General features: G+C 69.3%; 10 protein-coding genes. 8 read left to right on the top strand and 2 right to left on the bottom strand.

Features of this window, described 5'->3' with window-relative positions:
* Positions 1 to 4: 4 nt before the first annotated feature.
* The 8 genes from WA675_RS22525 (at position 5) to eccCa (ending at position 10,647) form a co-directional block, all read left to right on the top strand.
* Positions 5 to 304 (top strand): hypothetical protein, encoded by a 300-nt coding sequence (locus WA675_RS22525; RefSeq protein ID WP_336086845.1) that lies wholly within the window; start codon positions 5 to 7, stop codon positions 302 to 304.
* Between the two features lie 6 nt (positions 305 to 310).
* A complete protein-coding gene (locus tag WA675_RS22530; protein WP_336086846.1) occupies positions 311 to 1,546 on the top strand; it encodes a glycosyltransferase in 1,236 nt (411 codons plus the stop codon).
* A complete protein-coding gene (locus WA675_RS22535; RefSeq protein WP_336086847.1) occupies positions 1,543 to 2,535 on the top strand; it encodes an alpha/beta hydrolase in 993 nt (330 codons plus the stop codon). Before WA675_RS22530 ends, WA675_RS22535 begins: the two co-directional genes overlap by 4 nt.
* Positions 2,532 to 4,016: a cellulase family glycosylhydrolase gene (locus WA675_RS22540; protein ID WP_336086848.1), complete on the top strand. Its 1,485-nt coding sequence runs from the start codon at positions 2,532 to 2,534 to the stop codon at positions 4,014 to 4,016. The genes WA675_RS22535 and WA675_RS22540 overlap by 4 nt, the downstream gene beginning before the upstream one ends.
* Positions 4,017 to 4,046: 30 nt before the next feature.
* Complete coding sequence (locus WA675_RS22545) at positions 4,047 to 4,622, top strand: hypothetical protein (protein ID WP_336086850.1); 576 nt, start codon at positions 4,047 to 4,049, stop codon at positions 4,620 to 4,622.
* A 603-nt stretch (positions 4,623 to 5,225) separates the two neighbouring features.
* Positions 5,226 to 5,825 (top strand): hypothetical protein, encoded by a 600-nt coding sequence (locus WA675_RS22550; protein ID WP_336086851.1) that lies wholly within the window; start codon positions 5,226 to 5,228, stop codon positions 5,823 to 5,825.
* Positions 5,826 to 5,887: 62 nt separating this feature from the next.
* The gene (locus tag WA675_RS22555) at positions 5,888 to 6,583 is read left to right on the top strand and encodes a rhomboid family intramembrane serine protease (protein WP_336086852.1); all 696 of its coding nucleotides are present in this window, start codon (positions 5,888 to 5,890) and stop codon (positions 6,581 to 6,583) included.
* An 83-nt stretch (positions 6,584 to 6,666) separates the two neighbouring features.
* Positions 6,667 to 10,647, top strand: coding sequence for a type VII secretion protein EccCa (gene eccCa / locus WA675_RS22560; protein WP_336086853.1), 3,981 nt, complete (start codon positions 6,667 to 6,669; stop codon positions 10,645 to 10,647).
* A gap of 155 nt (positions 10,648 to 10,802) precedes the next feature.
* Here eccCa and polA read toward each other — a convergent pair whose 3' ends face one another.
* The gene (polA, locus tag WA675_RS22565; RefSeq protein WP_336086855.1) at positions 10,803 to 13,535 is read right to left on the bottom strand and encodes a DNA polymerase I; all 2,733 of its coding nucleotides are present in this window, start codon (positions 13,533 to 13,535) and stop codon (positions 10,803 to 10,805) included.
* Between the two features lie 280 nt (positions 13,536 to 13,815).
* On the bottom strand, positions 13,816 to 14,508 hold the full coding sequence (locus tag WA675_RS22570; RefSeq protein WP_336086934.1) for an ABC transporter ATP-binding protein: 693 nt from the start codon (positions 14,506 to 14,508) through the stop codon (positions 13,816 to 13,818).
* Positions 14,509 to 14,606: the final 98 nt, after the last annotated feature.

Raw genomic sequence — 14,606 nt, forward strand, 5'->3', positions numbered from 1 at the left:
GGCCATGTCGTCGTTCGCGCAGTTTCCGATCGTCGAATTGCAGGCCATCGCCGCTGATCTGCTGCGGGTCGAGAGTGTGCTCAGTGCGCCCAAGAGCGCGCTGACCGAGATCTCCGGCCTGGGCACGCAGCAGCAGCGGGCAGTGCAGGACGCGATCACCGAGTTCCACGACGAGTGGAAGACCAGCACCCAGCAGCTGATCGACAACATCGGCAACTGGGGCACCACGGCCGCGGTGGTCGCGGCCCGCGCAGGCGATGCCGATCAGGCGGGCAGCGTGGTCTTCGACAAGCTGGCGAAGTAGGTCCCGATGGCGAAGATCCTCGTCTTCACCTCGCCCGCGAAAGGTCATTTGTTCCCGGTGGTTCCGGTGCTGGGCGAGCTGGTCGCCCGCGGCCACGCGGTGACCGTGCTGACCCTGCCCGGCTCCGAGGCGTCGTTGCGTGCTCTCGGCATCGCGGTGCGCGCTCTGCCGCAGGCGCTGGCCGAGGACACCCTGCACGATTGGGGCAAGTCCCGGGTCGGCGCTCTGCATGCCGCGCTGCGCTCGCTCACCGAGCGCATTCCGCACGAGATCGCCGCGCTGCGCGACGCGGTGGCCGAGGAACAGCCCGATGCGCTGCTGATCGACACCACCACCGCCGGGGCGCAGACCTGGGCCGCGGCCAGTGGATTGCCCTGGGCGACCTGGTCGCCCATGCTGCTGCCGATCCCGTCACGTGACGTGCCGCCGTTCGGCCTGGGACTCACCCCACTGCGCGGTCCACTCGGCCGGGTGCGCGATGCGGCGGTCGCCCGGATGTCGAACCTGCTGTGGGACAGCGTCCTTCCGCGGCTCAATGCCGCGCGGCGCGAGCACGGGCTGTCCCCGTTACGCCACACGGTGGACTATCTCGCGCAGTCACCGGCGATCCTGCACTTCACCGCACCCCCGTTCGACGACGTGCGCACCGACTGGCCGACCGCCGTGCATCAGCTCGGCCCCGGTCTCTGGGCGCCACCGGCGCAGGCGCCGGAATGGCTGACCCGGGTGCGCAGGCCGCTGGCCGTGGTGACCTGTTCGACCGAGTTCCAGGACGACGGCGCCCTCGCCCAGACCGCCCTGGACGCCCTCGCCGACAGCGACCTCTACACCGTGGTCACCGCCGGTGCCCTGGATCCGGCCGGATTCCGGGTACCGGCCAATGCCCGCGTGGTCTCCTACCTGCCGCACGATCTCCTGCTGTCCCGGGCCGCCGTGGTCGTCTCCCACGGAGGTATGGGCATCACCCAGAAGGCCCTCGCCGCGGGCGTTCCGGTGTGCGTGGTCCCGTTCGGGCGTGATCAGGCCGAGGTCGCGCGCCGGGTCGTGAGTTCCGGTGCGGGAACACGGCTGTCGAGCCGGGGCCTGCGGGCGGCGGCATTGCGCGACGCGGTCGACGGTGCGCGGGTGTGCCGGGCGGGAGCCGGGCGCATCGCCGCCGCCTTCGCCGCCGCGGGTGGGCCGCTACGCGGCGCGGACGTGCTCGAACAGCATTTCGCGATCACCCCGGCGGTGCGCGTATGACCGCCGCGGCACCGATCCGATCGTTCGGCGCGCTGTTCGCGGTGCTGGCCGTGCTCCTCGCCGGTGCCGCGCAGGCGGTGGCGCACACCGATCCAGGTGCGGCCGTGATCGACCGGGTCGAACCGATCACCGACCGGTGGTTGCGGGTCTATGTGTCCTCCCCGGCGATGGGACGGATCGTCGAGGTCCAGGTCCTGCTACCACGGCGCGGAGCGGCCCCGCGCCCGACGCTGTATCTGCTCGACGGCAAGGCCGCCGACCCGGTCGGCAACACCTGGACCACTCGCGCCGACGCCGTCGGCTTCTTCGCCGACAAGCCGGTCAATGTCGTGCTCACCGTGGGCGGGCCGGTCAGCTACTACACCGACTGGCAGCGCGCCGATCCCGTCCTGGGCACCTACAAGTGGGAAACCTTTCTCACCGAGGAACTTCCGCCGCTGCTCGACGCCGCCTTCCACGGCGACGGCACCAAGGCGGTCGCCGGACTGTCGATGGGCGCCCAGGCCGCTCTCATGCTCGCGGCCCGCAACCCCGGCGCCTACACCGCCGTCGCAGGGTACAGCGGCTGCTACACCAGCACCGGGGTCGGGGAAACCCAGCTGCGCGCGGTCGTGGCGAGCATGGGCGGCAACGCCGACAACATGTTCGGGCCCGCGGGCGACCCGGACTGGGCTGCCCACGATGTGGTCGCGCACGCGGAAGGCCTGCGCGACACCGCGATCTATCTCTCGGCGGGAACGGGCCTTTCGGGCACCCACGACACCACCGACAATCCGGAACTGCTCAACTCGGTGGTACTCGGCGGCCCGCTCGAGATCGGCGCGAGCCTGTGCACGCGGCGCCTCGCCGGGCGCCTGACCGCGCTCGGCATCCCGGCGACGGTGAATCTGCGCGCGACCGGCACCCACTCCTGGCCCTACTGGTCCGACGAGCTGCGGTCGTCCTGGCCGCTGCTCGCCGCCGCCCTGTCCACGAGGAACGCGTCGTGAACCGATTCCCTCTCCGCCTGCTCGCGGCCGCGTTGTCACTGGTGTGGCTGACCGTCGCCGTCCCGGCGGGCGCGGATCCTCAGATCATCGGCGGGCTCACGGTCGCCGACCGGTGGCTGGTGGACTCCGCCGGTCGCGTGGTGATCGTGCACGGGGAGAACGTGGTGAGCAAGACCGCGCCCTACACCCCGCAGCACTACGGTTTCGACACCGCCGACGCGGAATTCCTGCGTGACAACCAGTTCAACGGGATCCGCCTCGGCATCATGTGGGAGGCGGTGGAACCGAGTCCGGGCGAATACGACGACGCCTACCTCGACACGATCCGCCGCTTCGTCACGACCGCCGCCGACCACGGCATTTACACCACCGTCGAATTCCATCAGGACCGGTGGGGCAGCGCGCTCGGCGGCGCCGGGGCCCCGCCCTGGGCGACCCGGACCGACGGTTTCCCGGACGTCAGCGGTTCGATCGTCACCGCGCAGTTCAGTCCCGCCATCTATCAAGCCTTCTCGCACTTCTTCGCCGATTCGCCCGCCCCCGACGGGCGCGGGCTGCTCGACCACTTCACCCGCGCCTGGCAGCACACGGCCACCCGATTGCGGGGAACACCGGGCCTGGCCGGGTACGGCATCCTCAACGAGCCTTCCATCGGCATCTTCCAGGACCTCTGTATCACCGGCACCTGCCCGGTGGATTCCCCGCAGCAGCGGTTGCGCCGGTTCACCGACCGGGTGGCGACGGCGATCCGCGCGGCGGACCCCACCGCCCCGATCGTGGAATCCGGCTACATCCTCTCCGCGATCGGCGCGGTCGAACAGGTGCCGCCCTCGGCGCTGCCCGACCTCGTCCACGGCTACAACTCCTACGCGCTGCCGTGCACCGGAGCACTGCACCCGCCGATCGACTGGTGCCTACCCTTCTACCGCGACGCGATGGCCCACGCGGGTGCGGTGATGCGCGACGAGCACCGCCCCGCGCTGCTCACCGAATTCGGTGCCACCGCCAATACGGAGGTCCTCACGGCCCAGGCCGAACTCGCCGATGCCGAGATGAGCTCCTGGTACCACTGGAACTACGGCGGCAACGACCCGACCACCACCGCGACCAGCCCCGAGATCGAGGGCCTGCTCGTCGACGCGCGGCGCCCGCCCGTTCGTGCCAATCTCCATGCCGCCACCCTCGCCGCGCTCGTGCGGCCCTACCCGCAACGGGTGTCCGGAACCCCGCGCGGCTGGCGCTTCGACCGTGCCACCGGCCGATTCGACTTCACCTACAGCCCTGCCCGTGCCGACGGAACCGGCGAGTTCCCCGTGGGCAGCCGCACGGTGATCGCCGTTCCCGCACTCGTCTATCCGGGCGGCAGCACCGTTTCCGTCCAGGGCGGTCGTGTGGTCGCCGTCGAACCGGGCCGTGTGATCGTCGAATCCGATTCCAGCACAGCGGATATCAGTGTCGTCGTGACACCGGCTGCGCCCTGACCCCGTCCCGTCATCACCTAGGAGCAGAGAATGACCGAAACCCGTTGTCCCCGTGCCGCTGTGCGCGCCGCGACTGTCGGCGCGCTGTGCGTGCTCGCCGTGGGACCCGCGATGTCGACCGCGCACGCCGTCACCGGTGAGCCCGCCCCCGTTGCCGTGGTCGCGCCGAGCGAGGCGGAGGCGGTCGCCGCCCCGGATCCGCTGAAGGTGCAGAACGCCGTGCTCGCGGGTGCGGCCGTCGGCGCCCTGGTCGCCGGAGTGCCCGCCGCGGTGGTCGGCGCGGTGCCCGGTGCCGTGGTCGGCGCGGGCGCGGGTGCCGCAGGCGGGTTCGTCGCCGGGGCCGCGGGCGCGGTCGGCACCGTGGCCGCGGGCGCCGTCGTCGCGTGCCTGACAACGCTGTGCGCCGGAAACCTCGTCGTCCAGCCGATCATCGTCGCCGGGGCCGTGCCCGCCATCGCGGCCTCGACGGTGGGCGGCGCGATCGCCGGCGGTCTCGCAGGCGGCGCGGTCGGCGCCGCGGCCCTCGGCCTGCCCGCGGCCACGGTGGGTGGCGCGGTCGGCGCGGGCATCGGCGGAGCCGCCGCCTTCGCCGGAGTGACGCCCTGACCGGCTGATCGTTGTTCTTGATCCTTACTGTTCGGGGGGCTGGGAGTGGCTGACTTTCAGATGATGTGGTGCGAGCCGGGGCGCTCGCTGAGGTCGCGACCACCGCGACCATCGGCGCCTACCCAACCGAACTGTTCCTCGTCGAGGCGGCGCCGAACAACTCGCCACCTGCGGACACGCCTGACGCGAATTCGGCACCGCCACAGCGAGTTCCGGCCACCGCATCACCGGCCTGAACACCTCCCGGTTCCTCGGGCTCGAAGGGGTTCGCACGAACCGACAATCCAATTGATCCCATGAGCGGAACAACAACCGATGCCGTAACAGGAAAGACGGCTGTGTTCGGCGGTCAAGAAGCTGGCGGCGAATCAGGAAAGGTAGTAATCCCTGCACATATCCGACCGGATCACGCCCAGCATTGCGCTGGTGCCCACGGAGAATCAACTCGCACCGGAAAGGTCTTGTTCTATGGCCCGAAGAGCCTGACGCTCATGACCTTCGAGATGTATGAGTTCGTTGGAGGTTCTCGATTGGTGATGTTGATCATCTCGAGGAGCACCGCACCGACCTGCTCGCGAAATAGAAAGACAGGGATAGAGAAAAATGGCGAAGTTTGGTACACACGGCCCGTCATCGCTGATTGTGGCCGGTGCCGGAAGCGCTGAAAGTCTTCGATCCCGCACCTGGATTGCCCGCGCAATTATCGGTTCGGGTGCGGCGATCGTCGTCGGTTCTGGTGTGGTGATATCCGCGGGCGGGTCGGTCATCGAGCAGCCGCAGATCACGCTCGCCCAGTGGGACGCAGGATCGTCTGTGCTCGGCTTCTCCTCGCCGGATGCGGCGAAGGCGGAGCGGATCGCGCTGGACTATGCCGTCGGCGCGGCCACGGTGGACTATCGCGACATGGACGCTTGGGCGGCGCGGATGAAGCAGAACACTGTGCCTGAGTTGGCCGAGCAGCTGGATCGTGCTGTCGAAGAATCGCAAGGCGTCTTCGGACCGCACCAGTGGGTCAGCACGGCGAAGCCAGTGCTGTCCAAGGCGCGGTCCGGCACGGGCGGTGTTTACACCATCGACGCCGTCGTCGACGTGACTACTACGACCAAGCGGGATCCTGCGGGGTCGACCTCCGCTGTCACCTACGTAGTCTCCATCGATCCCTCGCGGGATTGGAAGATCACCGCGGTAAGCGGGGATCGGTGACCCGGCGATCTACCGCCTGACCTCCCCATCAAGATAATTCGAGATAGAGATCACCGCGTTCTGTGAACACAGTCAGCATCTGGCGACAGTTGCGCCGCCTTCCCGTCACCTACTCCCTGATCACCATCAATGTGCTGACCTACTGCGGTCAGCTGATCCGTCCGGTCACCACGGATGAGTTCTCCACGCTTCGGCGGGGTTTGATGCGTGACGGCATTGTGTACATCTACGACGGTCGCGACTACCCCGGGTACACCGAGGTCGGCATCGACGCGGGCGAGTGGTACCGGATGATTACCGGCGCTTTTCTGCACAGTCCACCGGACAGTGGCCTGGGGCCGGCGCACCTCGTGATGAACATGGTGTGGATCTGGTTACTGGGCCGGGTGATGGAGCTGGAGCTGGGACGGATCAGGTTTGTGATGCTCTATCTCGGGTCGGCGATCGGCGGCGGGCTGATGGAATACGCGCTGGCGCCCGAGGCATCGGCGATCGGCGCGTCCGGCGCGGTGTACGGGCTGATGGGCGCGTACTTCGTGCTGAGCCTGCGAGACCCGCAACTCCGTCGAGACGCCCGGACACTGCTGATAGTCGGGGTGGTCTGGCTGGTACTGTCGGCCCAATTGACGTCCTGGCAAGGGCATCTGGGCGGCTTGCTCGCCGGCTGCGTGATCGGCGCGCTCTGTCTATGGCCGCTGGGATCCCGCCGACCGGCGCCCGGCACCGACCTTCCCTCCTGGCACCCGGACCGGCTATGACGAGCCGCGGAGCCACCACAGTGGCGCACACTCTGGTCCACCGTCCGGCACGTGGTGCTGTCCCCCTGCCACCGCTGTCCCCTGTGCTGCTCCCCGCTCCCCCGGTCAGCACCGCGGGTTCCGGCTCGTCCGGGGCCGCGATGCGGGTGCTGTTGCCGATGCTGGGTGCGGTCGGGGCGGCGAGCATGATGCTGTCGAACAACAATCCGTTGCGGATGATCGCCGGTGGGGCGATGGTCGCCGCCGCACTGCTGGGTGGTATCGCGGCGCTGGTGTTCTTCCGGTCCGGTGCGCGAAAGAAGATGGCGGAGGACCGGACTCGCTGTATCGACTATCTGCGGCAGACGCGCGGCGAACTCGATGCCGACGGTGAGACCCAGCGCGCCGCCGCGGTCCACCGCCACCCCGCTCCGGTGCAGCTGCCACAGCTGGTGCGCGATCCGTTGCGGGTGTGGGAGCGTCGCCGCCGCGATGCCGATTTCCTCGTGGTGCGTGCGGGATTCGGCAACGGCGACCTCGCCCGGCCCGTCTCGGTGCGTGGTCAGGAGAATCCGTTGCAGCCGAATGATCCTGTAGCGCAAGCACATCTCGATCAGGTGCTGGCCCGCACACGCTCGGTCGCCGATATTCCGATGGCGGTGCCGTTGCGTGGTGTGGTGTCGATCGTCGGACCACCCGAGCAGGCGACGGCGTTGGTTCGCGCGATGCTGATGCAGGTGGTGTCGCTGCACGCGCCCGACGATGTGCGCATCCATCTGGCCCTCGGTGCGACCGAGCCCGACGGCTACGACTGGCTGGCCTGGCTGCCGCATCTGCTCGACACCCGCAATTTCGACGGGCCGATCGGGCGGCGCATGACCTCACGGTCGGTCGATGAACTCGCCGCCGAACTCGACGATCACCTTCGGCGCCGGATCGCGATTCGCACCGAGCAGCTGCGTCTGCGTCCCGGCGCGCCCGACTACCCGGGCGAGCGGCTGCTGATCGTGGTGCCCGACAGCGGTGGCACGCTGGACCCGCAGGAATTCCTGCCCCCCGGCTATGCCCCGGCCGAGCTCGGTATCTGCGTGATCACTCTCAACGAGCAGCGCCGGTTCGAACCGAGCCACGTCGATGTCCGGGTCCGCGTCACCGCCGACAGTCACTGCGCGGTCGAGTTGGTGACCGCGCCCGAGTCGCGTCCCGGTGACCTCGACTCCAGCGCCCGCGACGAGTTCGTCAGGACCGTACTGGGTGCGCGGACCGGTGTCGTCGACGACGCACCGCCTGCCCTGGCGGCGGGGCTCGCCCGCTACCTCGCGCCGCTGCGCCTCGCGGCCGACCCGGAACCGGACGCACCGCTCGAGACCGTGATCGGCTTGCACGACCTGCTCGGAGTTCCGGATTTCGGCACCTACGACATCGAACGGATGTGGCAGCCCAAGCCGCTCTCGGATTTCCTCAACGTGCCGTTCGGGCTCGACGCGGCAGGCAAGCCGGTGCGGCTCGACATCAAGGAATCCGGCCAGCAGGGCATGGGTCCGCACGGATTGTGCATCGGCGCGACCGGTTCCGGGAAGTCGGAGGTCCTGCGGACGTTGGTGGTGGGGCAGGCCGTCGCGCATTCACCGGAGCGGCTGGCGTTCGTGCTCGTCGACTACAAGGGTGGGGCCGCGTTCGCCGGTCTCGACGATCTGCCGCACACCACGGCGATGGTGTCCAACCTCGCCGACGACGCTGGGCTGGTCGATCGTCTCCACGACGCCTTGCTCGGTGAGCTCCAGCGGCGTCAGCGGGTGTTGCAGGACGCGGGATCGCTGCCCAATGTCACCGAGTACAACGTTCGGCGCGACGCCGGGCAGGACCTGCCACCGCTGCCCAACCTGTTCGTGGTGATCGACGAGTTCGGTGAGATCCTTTCCGCCAAACCGGATTTCATCGACCTCTTCGTTCAGATCGGCCGGATCGGGCGGTCCGTCGGTGTGCATCTGCTGCTGGCCACCCAGCGTTTGGAGGAAGGGCGGCTGCGCGGTCTGGAGTCGCATCTGTCCTATCGCATCGGCTTGCGGACCTTCACCGCGCAGGAGTCACGGGCGGCGCTCGGGATACCCGACGCCCATTCGCTGCCGCCGGTCCCCGGCTCCGGGATCCTGAAGGTCGACCCGGATATCTGCACCCGGTTCAAAGCCGCGTACGTCTCCGGGGTGTACGAGCCGACCGAGGACAAGGTGGCGGCCGAGATCCCGCCGGTGCCGATGCCGTTCGGGCTGTTCAACGACACCGCCGAGTGGCTGCGAGATCGAGCGGACAGCGGTCCGGCTCGACCCGTCGCACAGGTAGACCGGTTCGCCGCGACCACCCTCGACGTGGTGGTTTCGCGGATGCGCCAGGCCGCCGCGCAGGTTCAGCAGATCTGGCTGCCACCGCTGCCCACCCAGCTCGATTTCACCCGGGTCCTCGGCCCGATCGCCGTGGACGGCGAACGGGGCCTGACCACCGTCGACCGCACCCGGCACGCGAGTCTGCGGATCCCGTTGGGCTTGCTCGACAAGCCACTGGAGCAGTGGCAGGGTCCGTTCACCGTCGACCTACGCGCCGCGGGCGGCAATGTCTGCATTCTCGGCGCGCCACAGTCGGGCAAGACCGGCGCGCTGCGGAGCCTCGTCATCGGCGCGGCGCTGACCCACACCCCGCGCGAGGTCGCCTTCTACGCGGTGGACCTGGGCGGAAGCGCGCTCACCGTGCTGGAGCGGCTGCCCCATGTCGGTGGCGTCGCGACCCGCTTCGACCCCGACCGGATCCGCCGCACGATCGCCGAGGTCAAAGGTCACCTCACCCGGCGCGAGGCGATCTACGCCGCGCATCGGATCGATTCCGCCGACGAGTTGCGCCGCAGGCACGCGCGGGGATCGCTGCCGGAACTCGAGGTCGCCGACATCTTCCTGGTCGTCGACGGGTGGGCGACCCTCAAAGACGAGTACGAGGATCTGCTGCCCGTGGTCCAGGAGATCGGGGCAAGGGGGCTCGGCTTCGGCGTGCATCTCGTGCTGACCACCGGTCGCTGGGCCGATCTGAGACTGCCGATGCAAGCCGTGATCGGCACCAAGATCGAGTTGCGCCTCAACGACCCACTCGACTCCACCATCTCCCGCAAGATCGTCGAGAACATCCGTGCCGACACTCCCGGACGATGCGTCGGCGCCGACAAGCTGCTCGCCCAGATCAGCCTGCCGGTGCTCAGCGACGACGGCGGGCTGACGGACCAGGTGGCCGCGACCGTCGCGGCGATCGCCGAAGCCTGGCCGGGACCGCAGGCTCCGGAGGTGCGGATGCTGCCGACGCGACTGCGCTTCGACGAGCACCGTGCGCGCAATCCCGGTGTGCCATCGGTGTTGCTCGGCGTCGACGAAGCCGAACTCGGACCGGTCACCCTCGATCTGCTCGGCGGCGACCAGCACCTGCTCGTCTTCGGCGACGCCGAGTCCGGCAAGACGAACCTGGCTCGCGTCATCATCGCCGAACTGATCGGGCAGCGTCGAGACGACGAGGTGGTCCTGGCGCTGTTCGACGTCCGGCGCACCCTGCTCGACGAAGTCCCCGACCAGTACCTCGGCGCCTACGCGGGTACGCAAGCCGCCGGCGCGGGGATCGCGGGCGGGATCGCGGGCGAGCTCGCCAAACGGCTGCCACCCGAAGACGTCACTCCCGCGCAGCTCCGCGACCGCTCGTGGTGGAACGGACCAGAGATCTTCGTGATCGCCGACGACTTCGACCTGCTCTCCCCCAGCGGACCCGGCCCGCTGGCCGCGCTGCTGCCCTACCTGCCGCATGCTCGCGACATCGGCCTGCATCTGCTGGTGTTCCGGCGATCCGGCGGCGCGGCGCGCGCCCTGTTCGAACCGGTCATCCAGGCGCTCAAGGAGCAGGGCGCCACGGGCATCTTGCTTTCCGGTGACCGCCAGGAGGGGCAGATCTGGCCCGGTGCGGCGATGTCGACCCAAGTGCCGGGACGAGGGCTGCTCGTGCGCCGCGGGCGCGCGCCGGTTCGGTTCCAGATCGCACTGCGCGAGGCGGCGGTGGACTAGGGCGAGAAATCTCGCTCTCCCGGCACCCCCACATTGGTCCCGGCGCCGGGATCAGGTCGGAACGTGCCGGCCTGCGCGAAGCAGTGGAGCTCGGTGAAGCCGGTGAGACAGCCACCCGGACGCTCGGTTCGGGTGGCTGCCGGGTTTCCAGGGTGTCAGTGCGCGGCCGCGTCCCAGCTGCGGCCGGTGCCGACCGAAACCGTCAGCGGCACCGAGAGTTCGATGGCCGAGGACATCTGCTCGCGGGCCAGGGCCTCCAGGGTGTCGCGTTCGCCGTCGGCGACCTCGAAGACGAGTTCGTCGTGGATCTGCAGGAGCATGCGGGATTTCAGGCCCGCGTCCTGGATCGCGTTCTGCACGTTGATCATCGCGACCTTGATGATGTCGGCGGCGGTGCCCTGGATGGGGGCGTTGAGGGCCATGCGTTCGGCGGCCTCGCGGCGCTGGCGGTTGCTCTGGTCCAGGTCGGGCAGGTAGCGGCGGCGGCCGAACAGGGTTTGGGTGTAGCCGACCTTGCGGGCCTGGTCGACGACTTCGGACAGGTAGTCGCGGATGCCGCCGAAGCGGTCGAAGTACATGTCCATCTGTTCCTTGGCCTCGGCGGTGCTGATCTTGAGCTGGGCCGACAGGCCGTAGGAGCTCAGGCCGTAGGCCAGGCCGTAGGACATCGCCTTGATCCGGCGGCGCAGCTCAGGGCTCACCTCGTGCAGCGGGATGTCGAAGGCCTTGGAGGCGACGAAGGTGTGCAGGTCCTCACCGGAGTTGAAGGCCTCGATCAGGCCCGCGTCGCCGGACAGGTGCGCCATGATCCGCATCTCGATCTGGCTGTAATCGGCGGTCATGAGCTCGGCGAAGCCGGGGCCGACGACGAAGGTGTCGCGGATCTGGCGGCCGGTGTCGGTGCGGATCGGGATGTTCTGCAGGTTCGGCTCGGTCGAGGAGAGCCTGCCGGTGGCGGCGATGGTCTGGTTGAAGGTGGTGTGGATGCGGCCGTCATCGGCGACCGCCTTGAGCAGACCGTCGACGGTGACCTTGAGCCGGGTGGCGTCACGGTGGGCCAGGAGGTGCTCGAGGAAGGCGTGGCCGGTCTTATCGAACAGCGATTCCAGCGCGTCGGCGTCGGTGGTGTAGCCGGTCTTGGTGCGCTTGGTCTTGGGCATGTCGAGCTCGTCGAACAGCACCACCTGCAGCTGCTTGGGCGAACCGAGGTTGATCTGCTTGCCGATCACCTCGTAGGCGGCGTTGGCGGCCTCGGTGACGCGGTCGGCGAACTGGCGTTGCAGCGACTCGAGCTGCGCCACGTCGACGGCGATGCCCGCGTCCTCGAGCGTGCCGAGCACGCCGAGCAGCGGCAGTTCCATCTCGTGTAGCAGCGCGGTCGACTCGATCTTCGTCAGTTCGGTGTCGAGCGCGTCGGCCAGGTCGGCCACGGCGCGGGCGCGCAGCATCTCGTCGCGGGCGAGGTCGGCCGCGACGGTGTCCTCGTCGTCGAGCAGGGAGAGCTGGCCGTCGTCGCCGGTCTCGGCGCGCAGTGCGCGCTTGAGGTAGCGCAGCGAGAGGTCGTCGAGGTTGAAGCTGCGCTGGCCGGGGCGCACCAGGTAGGCCGACAGGGCGGTGTCGCTGGTGAGCCCGGCGAGGGTGAAGCCGCGCCCGCGCAGGGCGTGTTCGGCGGCCTTGGCCTCGTGTAAGGCCTTGGGGACCTCGGGGTCGGCCAGCCAGCTGCCCAGTGCGGCCTCGTCCTCGGGGGTCAGGGTGGTGAGGTCGAGGTAGCCGCCTTCGCCGTCGGCGGCGGCCAGCGCGAGGGCGCGCGCGTCACCGTGCACCGGTGTGCCCGTGCCGACGATCGAGAGGCCGTGGCGCACACCGGGTTTCGCGTGCTCGGCCAGCCAGTCACCGACCGTGCCGGGCTCGACGACGGCCCCGCTGATCTCGAAACCGGACTCGGCTTCGGGCTCGGCCGAGCCGAGGGTGTCGAACAGGCGGTCGCGCAGGACGCGGAATTCCAGGTCGTCGAAGAGCTGGTGGATCTTCTCGCGGTCCCACGGCGCCTGCGCGAGCTGGTCGGGGGTGTAGGGCAGCGGGACCTCGCGCACCATCTCGGTGAGCTGGCGGTTGAGCACCACGCTGGACAGGTTGGCGCGCAGCGCGTCGCCGACCTTGCCCTTCACCTGGTCGACCCGGTCGACCAGGGTGGCCAGGTCGCCGTATTCGCGGATCCACTTGGCGGCGGTCTTCTCGCCGACGCCGGGGATGCCGGGCAGGTTGTCGCTCGGGTCGCCGCGCAGCGCCGCGTAGTCGGGGTACTGGGCCGGGGTGAGGCCGTACTTGGCCTCCACCTCGGCGGGGGTGAAGCGGGTGAGGTCGGAGACACCCTTGCGCGGGTAGAGCACGGTGACGTCGTCGGTGACCAGCTGGATGGAGTCGCGGTCACCGGAGACGATGAGCACGCGATAGCCCTGGGCGGTGGCCTGGGTGGTGAGGGTGGCGATCACGTCGTCGGCCTCGTAGCCGTCGATCGCCATGACCGGGATGCCGAGCGCGCCGAGCACGTCCTTGGTGAGTTCGACCTGGCCGCGGAATTCGTCGGGGGTGGCGCTGCGGTTGGCCTTGTATTCCGGGTACGCCTCGGTGCGGAAGGTCTTCCTGGACACGTCGAAGGCCGCGGCCACGTGGCTGGGCTTCTCGTCGCGCATCAGGTTGATCAGCATCGAAGTGAAGCCGTACACCGCGTTGGTGGTCTGCCCGGTGACGGTCTTGAAGTTCTCCGCCGGTAGCGCGAAGAACGCGCGGTAGGCGATCGAATGCCCGTCCAGGAGCAGCAGCGTAGGCCGCTCACCCCCGTCGGCGGTGGTCGTTGTCGATGCCTGAGCAGTCGTCGGTGAACTCACCCGCATGAGTGTAGGGACCACCACCGACACCTCCGTCCCCCGCCACGGCCATGACCCGCAACCCACACAACACAACCCGACCACACCGACACCCGAACAAAACCGCCATGACCGCACTCCCAGCCCCGCACCCGCGACCCCGAGGAGCGGCGGCCGCGCAGCGGCCGGTCGCGGCCGGGTCGCCGGTCAGGCGCCGTTTCGTAGGCGACGAAGGAGCAAGAAACGGTGCCTGACCGGCGGCCCCCAGGGGCCGCGACTCGAGCGCGCCAGCGCTCCACAATCACTGCCCGAGGTAGGCGGACATGACGGCGGGGTCGGTGAGCAGGGCCGCGCCCGCGCCGGACTTGGTGACCTCGCCGGTCTCCAGGATGTAGGCGCGATCGCTGCGGGTCAGCGCCTGCTGGGCGTTCTGCTCGACCAGCAGCACCGTGGTGCCCTGGCGGTTGATCTCGCTGATGATCCGGAAGATCTGCTGGATCACCATCGGGGCCAGACCCATCGACGGCTCGTCGAGCAGCAGCAGTTTCGGCCGCGCCATCAGGGCCCGGCCGATGGCCAGCATCTGCTGCTCGCCGCCGGAGAGCGTGCCGCCGACCTGCTTGCGGCGTTCGGCCAGCCGGGGGAACAGCTCGAAGATCCAGTCCAGGGTCCGCTGGTATTCGGCCTTCTGCTCGAACGGGCGGCCGTAGCAGCCCATGTCGAGGTTCTCCAGGACCGTCATGCCGGGGAACACGCCGCGCCCCTCCGGGGACTGGATCAGGCCCTCGACCACCCGGTCGTGGGCCTTCATCGTGGTGATGTCCTTGCCCTCGAACAGGATCCGGCCCGAGGTCAGCGGCAGCAGGCCGGACAGCGCCCGCATGGTGGTGGTCTTGCCCGCGCCGTTGGCGCCGAGCAGGGTGACCAGCTCTCCCGGCGACACCGACAGCGAGATCCCGTGCAGCGCTTCGATTCTGCCGTAGTTGACCACCATGTCGCGCACCTCGAGCAGCGGCTCGGGGCTCGCGACCACGACCTCGGTGACCTTCTCGTCGACCGACTCCACCACCACCGTGCTGGGCACCGGCGGCG

Origin of the sequence: Nocardia sp. SSK8, assembly GCF_037034205.1 — a bacterium.
GTDB lineage: Bacteria > Actinomycetota > Actinomycetes > Mycobacteriales > Mycobacteriaceae > Nocardia.